General features: G+C 61.3%; 16 protein-coding genes. 10 read left to right on the forward strand and 6 right to left on the reverse strand.

The window, feature by feature from the left end:
• Positions 1–38 precede the first annotated feature (38 nt).
• The 7 genes from JL2886_RS15775 to JL2886_RS15805 all read left to right on the forward strand — a co-directional run bounded on the left by JL2886_RS15775 (position 39) and on the right by JL2886_RS15805 (position 6,544).
• On the forward strand, positions 39–785 hold the full coding sequence (locus tag JL2886_RS15775; RefSeq protein WP_065272870.1) for a methyltransferase domain-containing protein: 747 nt from the start codon (positions 39–41) through the stop codon (positions 783–785).
• 410 nt (positions 786–1,195) lie between these two features.
• Positions 1,196–1,756: a F0F1 ATP synthase subunit delta gene (locus JL2886_RS15780; RefSeq protein ID WP_065273759.1), complete on the forward strand. Its 561-nt coding sequence runs from the start codon at positions 1,196–1,198 to the stop codon at positions 1,754–1,756.
• Positions 1,757–3,298, forward strand: coding sequence for a F0F1 ATP synthase subunit alpha (atpA, locus tag JL2886_RS15785; protein ID WP_065272871.1), 1,542 nt, complete (start codon positions 1,757–1,759; stop codon positions 3,296–3,298).
• Between the two features lie 12 nt (positions 3,299–3,310).
• On the forward strand, positions 3,311–4,186 hold the full coding sequence (locus JL2886_RS15790; protein WP_065272872.1) for a F0F1 ATP synthase subunit gamma: 876 nt from the start codon (positions 3,311–3,313) through the stop codon (positions 4,184–4,186).
• Positions 4,187–4,207: 21 nt separating this feature from the next.
• Positions 4,208–5,632, forward strand: coding sequence for a F0F1 ATP synthase subunit beta (atpD, locus tag JL2886_RS15795; RefSeq protein ID WP_065272873.1), 1,425 nt, complete (start codon positions 4,208–4,210; stop codon positions 5,630–5,632).
• 11 nt (positions 5,633–5,643) lie between these two features.
• A complete protein-coding gene (locus tag JL2886_RS15800) occupies positions 5,644–6,057 on the forward strand; it encodes a F0F1 ATP synthase subunit epsilon (protein ID WP_065272874.1) in 414 nt (137 codons plus the stop codon).
• A gap of 136 nt (positions 6,058–6,193) precedes the next feature.
• Positions 6,194–6,544 (forward strand): H-type lectin domain-containing protein, encoded by a 351-nt coding sequence (locus JL2886_RS15805; protein WP_065272875.1) that lies wholly within the window; start codon positions 6,194–6,196, stop codon positions 6,542–6,544.
• A gap of 124 nt (positions 6,545–6,668) precedes the next feature.
• On the opposite strand, the gene JL2886_RS15810 is transcribed toward JL2886_RS15805, so the two are convergent.
• Positions 6,669–7,688 (reverse strand): ribose-phosphate pyrophosphokinase, encoded by a 1,020-nt coding sequence (locus JL2886_RS15810; RefSeq protein WP_065272876.1) that lies wholly within the window; start codon positions 7,686–7,688, stop codon positions 6,669–6,671.
• Between the two features lie 107 nt (positions 7,689–7,795).
• Here JL2886_RS15810 and JL2886_RS15815 point away from each other — a divergent pair, with 107 nt between their 5' ends.
• The gene (locus JL2886_RS15815; RefSeq protein WP_065272877.1) at positions 7,796–8,389 is read left to right on the forward strand and encodes a 2-hydroxychromene-2-carboxylate isomerase; all 594 of its coding nucleotides are present in this window, start codon (positions 7,796–7,798) and stop codon (positions 8,387–8,389) included.
• 7 nt (positions 8,390–8,396) lie between these two features.
• Positions 8,397–9,242, forward strand: coding sequence for an alpha/beta fold hydrolase (locus JL2886_RS15820; RefSeq protein WP_065272878.1), 846 nt, complete (start codon positions 8,397–8,399; stop codon positions 9,240–9,242).
• A 16-nt stretch (positions 9,243–9,258) separates the two neighbouring features.
• On the opposite strand, the gene JL2886_RS15825 is transcribed toward JL2886_RS15820, so the two are convergent.
• Entirely contained in the window at positions 9,259–9,684 is a 426-nt protein-coding gene (locus tag JL2886_RS15825) for a hypothetical protein (RefSeq protein WP_065272879.1), read from the reverse strand.
• A gap of 98 nt (positions 9,685–9,782) precedes the next feature.
• Here JL2886_RS15825 and JL2886_RS15830 point away from each other — a divergent pair, with 98 nt between their 5' ends.
• A complete protein-coding gene (locus JL2886_RS15830; RefSeq protein ID WP_082996109.1) occupies positions 9,783–10,634 on the forward strand; it encodes a LysR family transcriptional regulator in 852 nt (283 codons plus the stop codon).
• A gap of 13 nt (positions 10,635–10,647) precedes the next feature.
• Here JL2886_RS15830 and JL2886_RS15835 read toward each other — a convergent pair whose 3' ends face one another.
• The 4 genes from JL2886_RS15835 to JL2886_RS15850 all read right to left on the reverse strand — a co-directional run bounded on the left by JL2886_RS15835 (position 10,648) and on the right by JL2886_RS15850 (position 13,600).
• Complete coding sequence (locus JL2886_RS15835) at positions 10,648–11,679, reverse strand: threonine aldolase family protein (protein WP_065272881.1); 1,032 nt, start codon at positions 11,677–11,679, stop codon at positions 10,648–10,650.
• Positions 11,679–12,152 (reverse strand): YcgN family cysteine cluster protein, encoded by a 474-nt coding sequence (locus JL2886_RS15840; RefSeq protein WP_065272882.1) that lies wholly within the window; start codon positions 12,150–12,152, stop codon positions 11,679–11,681. The genes JL2886_RS15835 and JL2886_RS15840 overlap by 1 nt, the downstream gene beginning before the upstream one ends.
• Positions 12,149–13,081 carry a bifunctional riboflavin kinase/FAD synthetase gene (locus tag JL2886_RS15845; protein ID WP_065272883.1) on the reverse strand — a complete coding sequence of 311 codons (933 nt, stop codon included), beginning with the start codon at positions 13,079–13,081 and terminating at the stop codon, positions 12,149–12,151. The genes JL2886_RS15840 and JL2886_RS15845 overlap by 4 nt, the downstream gene beginning before the upstream one ends.
• A gap of 75 nt (positions 13,082–13,156) precedes the next feature.
• Complete coding sequence (locus tag JL2886_RS15850) at positions 13,157–13,600, reverse strand: MaoC family dehydratase (RefSeq protein ID WP_065272884.1); 444 nt, start codon at positions 13,598–13,600, stop codon at positions 13,157–13,159.
• Positions 13,601–13,650: the final 50 nt, after the last annotated feature.

Below are 13,650 nucleotides of genomic sequence, written 5' to 3' on the forward strand. Positions count from 1 at the left end.
GACTGCCCCCAGAGTGACCCAAGCAGCAGGCGCCCGCAATGCATCTTGATGTTCAGGATCTGAGGAACTTCTACTACCGCAGTACCCTTGGCCGGGCCGCGCAGGCGGCAATCCGGGCGCGCCTGTTGCAGATGTGGCCCGATGCGACGGGGCAGACTGTTGTGGGCTTTGGCTTTGCCGCGCCGCTGCTGCGTCCCTATCTGGCGGATGCGCGGCGGGTGATGGCGATGATGCCGGGGCCGCAGGGGGTGATGCAATGGCCTGCGGGCATGCCGAATGTTTCGGTTCTGTGCGAAGAGGTCAGCTGGCCTATCGAAACCGGGCGCGTCGACCGGTTGGTGATGCTGCACGGGCTGGAGACCTCTGAACGCCCGTCGGATCTGCTGGAGGAAGCCTGGCGCGCACTTGGCCCCGGCGGGCGGGCGATTTTCATTGTCCCAAACAGGGCAGGGTTCTGGGCGCGGTCGGACAAAACCCCCTTTGGCTATGGGCGCCCCTACACGCTGACACAGCTGGAAAACCAGCTGCGGCTGCACCAGTTCACCATCGAGCAGCATACGGCGGCGCTTTACCGACTGCCGAGCTCCCGGCGGTTCTGGCTGAAATCCGGCGCGCTGCTGGAAAAGATGGGGCGGCGCCTGCCGGCGGTGCTGGCAGGGGGGGTGATCCTGGTCGAGGTCAGCAAGCAGACCCATCAGCAAAAGGGGCTGATGACCCGCGTCAAACGCAGCAACCCAATCCGGGTGCTGGAGGGGCTGTCGAACCCTGTGGCAGAACCCGCCTGACCTGCAACATGTCCCCGTGCCATGGCTACAGCCATGCACAGGGCGCAATGCTACCGGTGATTCCCGCAGGTGCCCTGCCGGGCGCGTGGCGTGCTCATTTTGCGGCAAGACTGCACGAAGGGGGAACAAATGCCGTTTTTTGACCCTCAGGAATCGCAATTCGATGAAGAACTTGTTCATTTTTTGTAGCCTGTGGCGGGGGCAAAGGGCCGCAGTTCCGCTAAGGCATTGAAAACACTTAACTCGGTCATTTTGCCGTTACCGTTATAGGCAGTTGATAGGTTGGGAACGCTCTGCTACATCCACGCTGATTTCGATGGCCTGCCACGCTGGTGGGCTGACTCACACCCCCGGGTGCTGCCTGACGCAGGTATGCAGACCGGGGCCAAAATAATATCGGAAGGGTGGACGTGTCCGAACCAGCTTCGATTTCTGCAGGCATCGCCGCGCGCTATGCCACAGCGGTCTTTGAGATCGCTGACGAGAACAAGGCGCTCGACAGCCTTGAGACCAGCATCAATGACCTGGCAGCTGCCCTGGCTGACAGCGAAGACCTTCAAAACCTGATCAGCTCGCCTCTGGTGACGCGCGAAGAGCAGGCCGCCGCAATCGATGCGGTCAGCACCAAGATGGGGCTGGACCCCACCTTGCGCAACACCCTGTCGCTGATGGCTGCGAAACGCCGCCTGTTCGTGGTGCCGGCTCTGATCGACTCCCTGCGCGCCAGCCTGGCTGAAGCACGTGGCGAAGTGACCGCAGAGGTCACCTCGGCCAAGGCGCTGACCAAGACCCAAAGCGAAAAGCTGGCCAAGACTCTGGCCGAGCGCGTGGGCAAGAAGGTTACCATCAATGCAACCGTCGATGAGAGCATCATTGGCGGTCTTGTCGTTAAAGTGGGTTCGAAGATGATCGATAGCTCGATCCGCTCCAAGCTCAACTCCCTACAGAATGCAATGAAAGAGGTCGGATAAATGGGTATCCAAGCAGCAGAGATTTCTGCGATCCTGAAAGACCAAATCAAGAATTTTGGTCAAGAAGCAGAGGTGGCCGAAATCGGCCGCGTGCTGAGCGTCGGTGACGGTATCGCCCGTGTGTACGGCCTCGACAACGTCCAGGCCGGCGAAATGGTCGAGTTCCCGGGCGGCATCATGGGCATGGCGCTGAACCTCGAAGCCGACAACGTCGGTATCGTGATCTTCGGTTCGGACCGCGACATTAAAGAAGGTGACACCGTCAAGCGCACCAACTCGATCGTGGACGTTCCCGTTGGCCCCGAACTGCTGGGCCGCGTTGTTGACGGTCTGGGCAACCCGCTGGACGGCAAGGGCCCCATCAACGCCAAAGAGCGCGGCATTGCCGACTCCAAGGCACCGGGCATCATCCCGCGTAAATCGGTTCACGAGCCGATGGCAACCGGCCTGAAATCGGTCGACGCGATGATTCCGATCGGCCGTGGCCAGCGTGAGCTGATCATTGGTGACCGTCAGACCGGTAAGACCGCTGTTGCTCTCGACGCGGTTCTGAACCAGAAAGTCTACAACGACGCCGCAGGCGACGACGAGTCCAAGAAACTGTACTGCGTCTACGTTGCTGTCGGCCAGAAGCGTTCCACCGTTGCCCAGCTGGTTAAGAAGCTGGAAGAAAGCGGCGCGATGGAATACTCGATCGTGGTTGCCGCAACCGCGTCCGACCCGGCTCCGCTGCAGTTCCTGGCACCCTATGCCGCAACCGCGATGGCCGAATACTTCCGCGACAACGGCAAGCACGGCCTGATCATCTATGATGACCTGTCCAAGCAAGCGGTTGCTTATCGTCAGATGTCCCTGCTGCTGCGTCGTCCGCCGGGACGTGAAGCTTACCCGGGTGACGTTTTCTACCTGCACTCCCGTCTGCTGGAACGTTCCGCGAAGCTGAACGAAGACTTCGGCTCCGGTTCGCTGACCGCTCTGCCCGTCATCGAAACCCAGGGCGGCGACGTGTCCGCGTTTATTCCGACCAACGTGATCTCGATCACCGACGGTCAGATCTTCCTGGAAACCGAACTGTTCTACCAGGGCATCCGTCCTGCTGTGAACACCGGTCTGTCGGTTTCGCGTGTGGGCTCCTCGGCTCAGACCGACGCGATGTCCTCGGTTGCCGGTCCGGTTAAACTGTCGCTGGCTCAGTACCGCGAAATGGCGGCCTTTGCGCAGTTCGGTTCCGACCTCGACGCTGCAACCCAGCAGCTGCTGGCCCGTGGTGCGCGCCTGACCGAGCTGATGAAGCAGCCGCAGTACTCGCCGCTGACCAACTCGGAAATCGTCTGCATCATCTTTGCTGGCACCAACGGTTACCTCGACAACGTCGACGTCAAGGACGTTGGCCGGTACGAAGCCGAACTGCTGAGCTTCCTGCGCGGCAAGAAGGCTGACTTCCTGCAGTGGATCACCGACGAAGACCCCAAATTCAAAAAGGGTGAGCCGGTCGAAAAAATGAAGGCGGTACTCGACGAATTCGCTGCCGACTTCGCGTAAGGAGATAAGGCAGTGCCAAATCTCAAGGACCTGAAAAACAGGATCGCGAGTGTCAAAAGCACTCGTAAGATCACAAAAGCCATGCAAATGGTGGCCGCGGCGAAACTTCGCCGCGCCCAGGAAGCTGCCGAAGACAGCCGTCCCTATGCCAAGCGGTTCAACGCCGTTATGGCATCTCTGGCAGCCTCGGTCGGCGACAGCGAAGCAGCGCCCAAGCTGCTTCGTGGCACCGGAAGCGATCAGGTACAGCTGCTTGTCGTTTTGACAGCCGAGCGTGGTCTGTGTGGTGGCTTTAACGCCAACATCGCCAAGCTGGCCCGTCAGAAGGCAGCTGAGCTGAAAGCGGCAGGCAAGACGGTCAAGATCCTGACCGTTGGCAAAAAAGGCCGCGACGCGCTGCGTCGTGACTTTGAAGCCGATTTTGTCGGTCACGTTGACCTGAGCGAAGTCAAGCGTCTTGGCTATGCCGATGCGCAGGGCATCGCAAAGGACATCCTGACCCGCTTTGACGCTGGTGAATTCGACGTTGCGACGATCTTCTACTCGGAGTTCGTCAACGTCGTGACACAGGTGCCGACGGCACAGCAGATCATTCCGGCCTCTTACGAGGGCGGCGAAGCCGAAGAAGCCTCGGCGGTATATGACTACGAACCCAGCGAAGAGGCGATTCTCGCCGACTTGCTGCCTCGTGGCGTATCCACCCAGATCTTTTCGGCGCTGCTGGAAAATGGCGCATCCGAACAGGGTGCCCGGATGAGCGCGATGGACAATGCGACACGCAACGCGGGCGATATGATCGACCAGCTGACCATCGAGTTTAACCGCTCCCGCCAGGCCGTGATCACCAACGAGCTGATTGAAATTATTTCGGGCGCCGAGGCGCTCTAAGAGACAACCGGAGACCAACAAATGGCAAATGCAAAAGGCAAGGTGGTTCAGATCATCGGCGCCGTTGTCGACGTCCAGTTCGACGATGACCTGCCCGCGATCCTGAACGCCCTCAACACCGACAACAACGGTAAGAATCTGGTTCTGGAAGTTGCGCAGCACCTGGGCGAAAACACCGTCCGTACAATCGCAATGGACGCAACCGAAGGTCTGGTTCGCGGTCAGGAAGTCACCGACACCGGCGCGCCGATCTCGATCCCCGTTGGTAACGCGACCCTGGGCCGTATTCTGAACGTCGTCGGCGAGCCCGTTGACGAAAAGGGCCCGGTGACAGCCGAAGAAACCCGTCCGATCCACGCGGCGGCGCCTGAGTTCAACGAACAGTCGACCGAGTCGGAAATCCTGGTGACAGGCATCAAGGTCATCGACCTTCTGGCGCCTTACTCCAAGGGTGGTAAGATCGGCCTCTTCGGCGGTGCCGGCGTGGGCAAGACCGTTCTCATCATGGAACTGATCAACAACATCGCAAAAGTGCACTCGGGCTTCTCCGTGTTCGCCGGTGTTGGTGAGCGGACCCGTGAAGGTAACGACCTTTACCACGAGATGATCGAATCCAACGTGATTAAGCCCGACAACCTGTCGGAATCGCAGGTTGCGCTGGTTTACGGTCAGATGAACGAACCTCCGGGAGCCCGTGCGCGTGTTGCTCTGACCGGTCTGACCCTGGCGGAACAGTTCCGTGACCAGTCCGGTACCGACGTTCTGTTCTTCGTGGACAACATCTTCCGCTTTACCCAAGCCGGTTCCGAGGTTTCGGCTCTGCTTGGCCGTATCCCCTCCGCTGTGGGCTACCAGCCGACGCTGGCGACCGACATGGGTGCGATGCAGGAGCGTATTACCTCCACCAAGAACGGCTCGATCACCTCGATCCAGGCTGTGTACGTTCCCGCGGACGACCTTACCGACCCCGCACCGGCAACCACCTTTGCTCACCTCGATGCGACCACGGTTCTTAACCGTGCCATCTCCGAGCTGGGCATCTACCCGGCTGTGGACCCGCTCGACTCCTCGTCGCGCCTGATGGACCCGCAGATCGTTGGCGAAGAGCACTACGCAGTGGCTTCCGACGTTCAGCAGATCCTCCAGCGCTACAAGTCGCTGCAGGACATTATCGCGATCCTTGGTATGGACGAACTGTCCGAGGAAGATAAGCTGACCGTGGCCCGTGCCCGTAAGATCCAGCGCTTCCTGTCCCAGCCGTTCGACGTTGCGAAAGTGTTCACCGGTTCTGATGGTGTGCAGGTTCCGCTGGAAGACACCATTGCCTCGTTCAAGGCAGTTGTGGCCGGCGAATACGACCACCTGCCCGAAGGCGCCTTCTACATGGTTGGCGGCATCGAAGAGGTGAAGGCAAAAGCCGAGAAAATGGCTGCTGAGGCGGCCTAAGGAGGGCCCTGATGGCTGATACCATGCAATTCGACCTCGTGAGCCCGGAGCGGAGCCTTGCTTCGCTTCAGGTGAGCGCGGTTCAGATCCCCGGCGCGGAAGGCGACATGACGGCTATGCCGATGCATGCGCCGACCATCACCACGCTGCGCCCGGGTGTCCTGCGGGTCGAAAGCCCCCAAGGCACTTCGGAGTATGTGGTCACCGGTGGGTTTGCCGAAATCGGTTCCGAGGCGCTCTCGGTTCTGGCCGAAAAGGCAATCCCGATGGATGAAATGACCCGTGCGCACCTGGATGAGCTGATCGAGGACGCACGTGAGACCTACAAGACCGCTAAGGAAGAAGAGCAGCCCCACGACATCGTCGAGGAAGCCGCGAAACTTCTGGCGGACATGGAGGCCCTTGGCACCCACATGAGCCTCTAAGGTTCCGCGCCAAGCGAGAAAGACTTTGTAAACCGGCCCTTATGGGGCCGGTTTTCTTTTGTGTGCTCAGATGGTTTTATGACGCTTCAGGGTTGTGGGTGCGTCAGGCTGCCCGCGAGCGGAGGATTGGAAATTCATGAAAAGACTGCGAAACCCGCGCACCGGGATTGATCAGGGCGATCTTGTGGTGTTTTCCGAGTTCGACAGCGGCGGCAGCATGTGGACAGGGGAGGGCGCCCGGGAGCGGCGCAAGACCGTGCGGTTTTCCGAAGCCTTTGCCCGCCCGCCCGCGGTGCAAGTGTCGATGTCGATGTGGGACATGGATACCTCGGCTGCCGTGCGGGCCGAACTGGTAGCCGAGAATATAACCGCCACCGGGTTTGATGTGGTGTTTCGCACGTGGGCCGACAGCCGCGTGGCGCGGGTACGGGCAGCTTGGATGGCCATTGGCGATATGCCGTTCGAGGATGACTGGGTGGTGGACTGACCGGCCTCTGAGCGCAGCTCTGCTGAGCACATCCCGGTAATCAAACGGCCCCGGCGAAGATCTCGCACGGGGCCGGTGTTATTTCGGACTTCCGGTCGCTGCACCCAGCGGGGCGCGCAGGCCGTCAGACGTGGCTGTAAAGCGACTCGTAGATCGGGATCAGGGTCTTGTCTTCGAACAGCGACGAGACCGAAGTTCCGTGCCAGATGTTGAGGATCGCCTGCGTGAATAGGGGCGCGGTCGGCAGGATACGGATGTTCGGCGCGGCCGAAACTGCCTCGGTCGGCTGGATGGTGTCTGTCAGAACCAGCGATTTCATCACGGAGTTGGTGACGCGCTCTACTGCCGGGCCGCTCATGACGCCGTGGGTGATATAGGCGTGTACCTCGCGCGCACCATTGTCGAGCAGCACCTGTGCCGCCTTGCAGAGCGTGCCGGCAGTGTCGCACATGTCGTCGACGATCAGGCAGATCTTGTCCGTCACATCCCCGATTACGGTCATCTCGGCCACTTCACCGGGCTTTTCACGGCGTTTGTCGACGATCGACAGGGGGGCATTGATGCGTTTCGCCAGCTCGCGGGCGCGGGCCACACCGCCGACGTCGGGCGACACGACCATCAGATCGGCCATGTTGTCCTTGAACTGGTGCTTCACATCCAGCGCAAAGATCGGCGAGGCATAGAGGTTGTCCACGGGAATATCGAAGAAGCCCTGGATCTGCGCCGCGTGCAGGTCCATGGTCAGGATCCGCTCGATCCCGGCGCCGGTCAGCATGTTGGCCACCAGTTTGGCCGAGATCGGCGTGCGGGCCTTGGTGCGGCGGTCCTGCCGGGCATAGCCGAAGTAGGGGATCACAGCGGTGGTTCGGCGGGCCGAAGAGCGGCGCAGCGCATCCGAGATGATCAGCAGCTCCATCAGGTTGTCATTGGCCGGGTTCGAGGTCGGCTGAATGATGAACATATCCTCGCCACGGACGTTCTCGTAGACTTCTACGAAGATCTCTCCGTCGTTGAACCGCTCGACACGGGCATCCACCAGCCCCTGATCGACGCCGCGGTGCATGCTCATGCGGCGGGCAATGGAATTGGCGAGCGGGAGGTTGGCGTTCCCAGCGATAAGCTTGGGTTCGTTCATGGTCGGCATTGGCTGATATCCCCGGGCAGCAACGGCAATGTGTCAGATTCGTGATATTGAACCCCGCTTAGCATGCGCCTAGGTTCCAGCCTAGTTCAAAGCCGGAGAAAAGCGACATGGCAACAATTGATTTCTACTTCTCGACCCTGTCCCCTTACACATATCTTGCGGGAAACAGGCTCGAGCAGCTTGCCGCCGCGCATGATGCACAAATTACGTACAAACCGTTCGATATTCAGACGCTTTTCCCGCGCACCGGCGGCACCGCTCCGAAGGACCGTCATCCGGCCCGCCAGGAATACCGCCTGATCGAGATGGAGCGTCAGGCCAAGAAGCTGGACCTGCCGATCAACCTGAAGCCCGCACATTGGCCCACCAATGCGGCGCCGTCCTCCTATGCGATCATCGCAGCGCAGAACGCAGGGGGCGGTGATCTGGGTACCCTGGTGCAGAGCATTCTGCGCGCCTGCTGGGCCGAGGAAAAGGACATCGCCGAGGATGCCGTGATCCGCGAGTGCCTGACGGCGGCGGGGTTTGATGCCTCTTTGGCAGACAGTGGCCTTCTGGCGGGCGCTGAGACGTACGGTCAGAACCTTGAAGACGCGGTTTCCGCTGGTGTTTTCGGTGCACCCTTCTATGTCACCGGTGATGGCGCCAAGTTCTGGGGCCAGGACCGGCTGGATGATCTGGACCGGCACCTGTCGGAGTAAGCCCTGGATGAAAGATCTGCCGCACGACCTGCCACAACCGGTATTCTCCCGCAGTTTCGGGGAGGGGCCCCGCCAGATGCTGGCGGTGCACTGCTCGCTGGCGCATTCCGGGACCTGGCGCGGTCTGTGCGAGGCACTGGAAGGGGCCGTGACCATCACGGCCTTTGACATGCTGTCCCATGGTCGCAGCCCGGATTGGGACCGGCAGGGTGACTATCAGGATCGCAACACGGCGGCAGGTCTGTCGCTGATGCCAAAGGGCCAGCCGATCGATCTGATTGGTCATTCCTTTGGCGCCACAGTGGCGCTGCGTATGGCGCTGGCCCGGCCGGACCAGGTGCGCAGCCTGACCCTGATCGAGCCGGTTCTGTTCCGGGTCGCGCTGGAGGATGATCCGGAAATGAGCACCCGGGTTCAGGAGGAGAACAGGCCCTTCCTGGACGCTTATGAGGCCGGGGACGAGGCGCTGGCGGCGCGGTTGTTCAACCGAAGCTGGAGCTCGGGCGCGCCGCGCTGGCCGGATCTGCCCGAGACCACCCGCGCAGCGATGACGCGGGCCATCCATATCGTTCCGGCCTGTGACGGGGCGGTCTACCAGGACCGGCCTGGCGTTCTGGCGCCGGGCGTTCTTGAGGCGGTCGATCTGCCGGTCCTGCTGCTGCGCGGCAGTGAAACCAACCCTATCATCGGCGTGGTCAACGACGGTCTGCTGCGCCGTCTGCCCAACGCCCGATCTGGGGTGATCGCGGGCGCCGGGCATATGGTGTCGATCACCCATCCTGTCGAAACTGCAGCCGCGATTCGTGACTTTTGGAGCGATACAGACCGCGAAACGGCGCCGGAAGGCCGTTAGGACCTCCCGGTTTTTATCACAATGTGGTGATTGTGGTGACGGTCTCTCTGAAGAAATCGAGCTTCCCGGCCTCCTCGTGAGAGGTGATATAGGTGAGGCTGCGCACCATACCGTCCCGCACGCCGTAGAAGAACTCCTGCTCAAAACGCGTCATCGCCCAGCCATTGCCGAGCGGCGTGGTGGAGAGGTCAAGAATACGCGTGCCCTTGGGGAAGACCTCGGTCCCGAGCCGGGCCAGCAGGCCGCCAAGCTCACCCATGCCATTTGCCTGCTGCCAACTGGTGTCGGCCTCCTCCTTGTAGTGATCGATACGGAAATCAATGTCCTCGGCCAGAAGTCCGAGGATTGCAGGATCCGCAGCCTCGAACAGGCGCAGGACCTGATCAATCACAGGGCCCTGAGATTGATCATTTGATGGCGGGGTGCCCGTCTGGATGTTCATGGTAAGCTCCACTTTCTTGCTGATGTAACGAGTGGGGTCTTTCTGGCAGACCGTAGGCCTATAGGTAATTGCTGGATCGGCTATCCATGGTATAGCTGATGCCTATGAATGATCTTGCGCCACTCAGGTATTTTCGCTCCGCTTATGAAACCGGAACCTTCAGCGCGGCGGCGCGGCTGAACGAGGTGCGCCAGCCGTCGGTCTCTGCCGCCATTGCCCGGCTGGAGGCGCATTACGGGGGGCCGTTGTTTCACAGGGGCGCTGCGGGGCTGGTGCCGACGGATCTGGGCCGTGAGCTGTACCAGATGGCAGGGGTGGTGTTGAACAGCCTCAACCAGATGGAGGATCGGCTGGCCCGGCGGGTGCGGCCCGTGCTGCGTCTCTATTGCTTTGCGGATGTGCTGACTTCGCCCTTTGAACAGGGGCTACGGGCAATCACCCGGGATGCGGAGGGCGCGGTGCTGCAGTTCACTGACGATGCGGCACTTGCCGATGTAGTGCTTTGCGCCGAAGACTGCGCGCCGCAGGGCATGCCGTTCCGATCTTTGTGGGAAGAAGGCTATGGCGTGGCCCTGCCTGTCGGGCACGCGCTGAGCCGGGAGGCCGAACTGAGCCTCGCGGATCTGGCTGAGGTGTCCATGATCGCGCGTCCCTATTGCCCCTCGGCAGATCTGTTCGGCGGGGTTCTGCAGGATCCTGACCCGGAAAAGGCTCTGCCTGTTGCGGCCAAGGCCATGCACGATGCCCAACTGCTGGATCTGGTCGCTGCCGGGCTGGGTGTGGCGCTGGTGCCGATGTCCCATGGCCGTGCTTCGCAGCGGATCGTGGTGCGCCCGCTGCGTGACGCCAAGGATGTGCGCCGCCGGATGGGGATTGCCCATAGGCGGACCAGCTTTGCCGCAGGGGCGGCAGATCGGCTGGCCTCGGCGCTGACAGGGCAGGGCGCCTGAGGCGCAGGTCAGATTACAGAAGGTTCAGAAAGGCGGTAATCTCGTCCCGACTGATCGACCAGTCGCAGACGAAGCGTGCGGTTACCATTTCATCCTCGGGACCATTCAGCGGGCCATCCCACAGGTGATAGACCGCGCCTGCATCCAGCAACCGCTGGTGAGTGGCGCGGGGCAAGGCGGCAAAGACCATATTGGCCTGCGGCATCTCCAGCGTGGCACCTGCGGCCTGCAACCCGTCTGCCAGGAAGGCGCAGGAATCATTGGCAGCCTGCGCGCTGGATAGCCAGAGATCATCGCGCAGATAGGCCAGCATCTGCGCCGAAAGATAGCGGTGTTTGGAGAACAGATGCGCCCCGCGTTTGCGGCGCAATTCGAATTCCCAGGCGTGTTTGGGATCAAAGAAAATCACCGCTTCGACGCCCATCAGCCCGTTCTTGGTGCCGCCAAAGGACACCACATCGATCCCCGCTTTCCAGGTCATGTCCGCAGGCGAGCATTTCAGCGACACCAGCGCGTTGGTGAAACGCGCGCCATCCAGATGCACCGGCAGGTCATAGTCCTTGGCCACGGCGCAGAGGGCGGAGAGTTCATCGGTGGTATAGACAGATCCGCGTTCGGTGACTTGTGTGATGGAGACCGGGCCGCGTTGCGGTCCGTGCACGCCGCGCACTTCCTCACCTGCGATGCTCTGGCGCAGGGCCTCGGCACTCATCTTGTCGCCGCCCGGCACCAGCGTCAGCTTGGCGCCACCGGTATAGAATTCCGGGGCGTTGCATTCATCCTCGTGGATATGGGCCACGGGGCTGCAAAAGATCGTCTGAAAGGGCTGCGATAGCGTTGCCAGCGCAAGGGAGTTGGCAGCGGTGCCGGTGGCGACAAGATAGATCGCTGCCTCGGGAGCTTCGAAGATATCGCGCAGGCGGTGGCGCACCGCCTCCATCTGAGCATCGGCGCCATAGCCCATGGCATAGCCCATGTTTGCCTCTGTCAACGCCTCCAGAACCTCGGGGTGCACAGGGCCGGAATTGTCAGAGGCGAAAAACATCAGATGGGCTCCTCGATGATATGGTCTTCCCAGTCTTCTTCGGGGGTGTCGAATTCGGAAACGGTCATGCCCTGTACGGATACGCCCGCCTCATGCACGCTGTGCGGGCTGCCGGTTTCCAGCGGGTGCCACGCGGGCAGCGGTTTGCCCTCCCACAACAGGCGATAGGCGCAGGTCTGCGGCATCCAATAGGCGTGGGTGTCCAGATTGTCCGGCTTCAGCACGATACATTCGGGAATGAACTGGTGGCGGTTCTCGTAATGGGCGCAACGGCAGGTCTGATCGTCCAGCAGGCGGCAGGCCACGCGGGTGAGGGCGACTTCACCGGTGTCTTCGTCTTCCAGCTTGTTGAGGCAGCATTTGCCGCAACCATCGCACAGCGCCTCCCATTCCTTCTGAGACAGCTTTTCGAGCGGCTTTTTCTCCCAAAAGCGCGGGGTCAGGCCGGAGCGTTCGATACCAGATCGTTTCATGCGTTTGCCAGTATGTCGCGGGCCTTGGCGCAATCGGCGTCCATCTGCGCGATCAGCCCCTCCAGCCCGTCAAAGGTCATTTCGGGGCGCAGGTACTCCACCAGCCCCACGGACAGGGTCGCTCCATAAAGATCACCGGTGAAGTCGAACAGGAAGGTTTCGATGTTGGGATGATCGCCATCGAACATTGGGCGCACCCCGACCGAAGCGGCGCCGTGGTAGCTGCCCTTGTGCGGGCCATCCAGCACATCGACCAGCACCGCATACACGCCGAATGCGGGTGGGTGCAGCCCATCAATGGACATGTTTGCAGTGGGGAAGCCCAGATCGCGGCCGCGTTGTTCGCCGCCGATCACGGTGCCTTCGATGCGGTGCCAGTGCCCCAGCATCGCCGCGGCGTCGCGAGGGCGGCCATCGCTCAGCGCCTGGCGGATCGCGGTCGAGGAGACGGTATGTTCGGAGTACTCCATCAGCGGCGCGATGGTGACGCCAAAGCCCAGATCCTTTCCAAAGCGGATCAGATCCTCGGCGGTGCCGGCGCGCCCCTTGCCGAAACAGAAATCGGCGCCCACCACCACGTGTTTCAGACCCAGACCTTCGGCCAGTACCTTGCTTGCAAAATCTTCCGGGGTCAGCCCGGACAGGGCGGCGTTGAAATTCAGCTGATAGAGCTTGTCCACGCCGAGTTTTTCCAGCCGCGATGCGCGCGCGGCGGCGGACATCAGGCGAAAGGGCGGCGCGGCGGGGGCAAAGAATTCGCGCGGATGCGGTTCAAATGTGACCACGCCCAGAGGGGCCTCCGGCGCCGCCTTGCGGGCCAGATCGATGACCGAGCGGTGACCGCGGTGAACGCCGTCGAAATTTCCGATCGCGGCAGAGGCGCCGCGATCCCGCTCTTCTACAAACTGATAGTCACGGATGATGCGCATGGCGCCTGCCTAGCGCCCTGTGGCGGGGCTTGCAAGCGCGCGATGTGCTGCCGTTGCGGACAGGGCCGCGCCTGATCAGTCGAACTTGCGCGAGGGCGCCATCACCATGGCTTCGCCGACCAGAACCTTCTTGCCATCGACCATGCAGCGGCAATCGAGTTTGACCCGGCGTTTGTCGATCTGGATGTCGGTCACTTCGACCTCGGCCAGCACCATGTCGCCGGGGCGCACAGGGGCGAGGAATTTGAGTGATTGGCTCATGTAGATGGTGCCATGGCCGGGCAGCTGCTCCCCGATGACGGCGGAAATCAGACCGGCGGTCAGCATCCCATGGGCAATACGGCCTTCAAAGATAGTGTCGCGGGCATAATCGTCATCCATATGCACCGGGTTATGGTCGGTCGAGACATCGGCGAACTTCTGGATGTCCTCATCCGTCACCACCTTCCGCAGGTAGCGGACCATGCCCATTTCAATGTCTTCGATGCAGATGGTTCCGCGTGGCAGGTTATCCAACATGCGCCCCTCCGGGTTGACTGGCTCGGGTAGATGCCTTTGAAATTTTTGGA

The sequence above is a fragment of the Phaeobacter gallaeciensis genome (genome assembly GCF_001678945.1).
In the GTDB taxonomy this organism is placed as follows: domain Bacteria; phylum Pseudomonadota; class Alphaproteobacteria; order Rhodobacterales; family Rhodobacteraceae; genus Phycobacter; species Phycobacter gallaeciensis_A.

What these genes read in the sequence shown, in the direction of transcription:
- JL2886_RS15775 (WP_065272870.1), top strand. Translation starts at nt 39, where the DNA reads ATGCATCTTGATGTTCAGGATCTGAGGAACTTCTACTACCGCAGTACC.
- atpA (WP_065272871.1), top strand. Translation starts at nt 1,757, where the DNA reads ATGGGTATCCAAGCAGCAGAGATTTCTGCGATCCTGAAAGACCAAATC.
- atpD (WP_065272873.1), top strand. Translation starts at nt 4,208, where the DNA reads ATGGCAAATGCAAAAGGCAAGGTGGTTCAGATCATCGGCGCCGTTGTC.
- JL2886_RS15800 (WP_065272874.1), top strand. Translation starts at nt 5,644, where the DNA reads ATGGCTGATACCATGCAATTCGACCTCGTGAGCCCGGAGCGGAGCCTT.
- JL2886_RS15805 (WP_065272875.1), top strand. Translation starts at nt 6,194, where the DNA reads ATGAAAAGACTGCGAAACCCGCGCACCGGGATTGATCAGGGCGATCTT.
- JL2886_RS15810 (WP_065272876.1), bottom strand. Translation starts at nt 7,688, where the DNA reads ATGCCGACCATGAACGAACCCAAGCTTATCGCTGGGAACGCCAACCTC.
- JL2886_RS15815 (WP_065272877.1), top strand. Translation starts at nt 7,796, where the DNA reads ATGGCAACAATTGATTTCTACTTCTCGACCCTGTCCCCTTACACATAT.
- JL2886_RS15820 (WP_065272878.1), top strand. Translation starts at nt 8,397, where the DNA reads ATGAAAGATCTGCCGCACGACCTGCCACAACCGGTATTCTCCCGCAGT.
- JL2886_RS15825 (WP_065272879.1), bottom strand. Translation starts at nt 9,684, where the DNA reads ATGAACATCCAGACGGGCACCCCGCCATCAAATGATCAATCTCAGGGC.
- JL2886_RS15830 (WP_082996109.1), top strand. Translation starts at nt 9,783, where the DNA reads ATGCCTATGAATGATCTTGCGCCACTCAGGTATTTTCGCTCCGCTTAT.
- JL2886_RS15835 (WP_065272881.1), bottom strand. Translation starts at nt 11,679, where the DNA reads ATGTTTTTCGCCTCTGACAATTCCGGCCCTGTGCACCCCGAGGTTCTG.
- JL2886_RS15840 (WP_065272882.1), bottom strand. Translation starts at nt 12,152, where the DNA reads ATGAAACGATCTGGTATCGAACGCTCCGGCCTGACCCCGCGCTTTTGG.
- JL2886_RS15845 (WP_065272883.1), bottom strand. Translation starts at nt 13,081, where the DNA reads ATGCGCATCATCCGTGACTATCAGTTTGTAGAAGAGCGGGATCGCGGC.
- JL2886_RS15850 (WP_065272884.1), bottom strand. Translation starts at nt 13,600, where the DNA reads ATGTTGGATAACCTGCCACGCGGAACCATCTGCATCGAAGACATTGAA.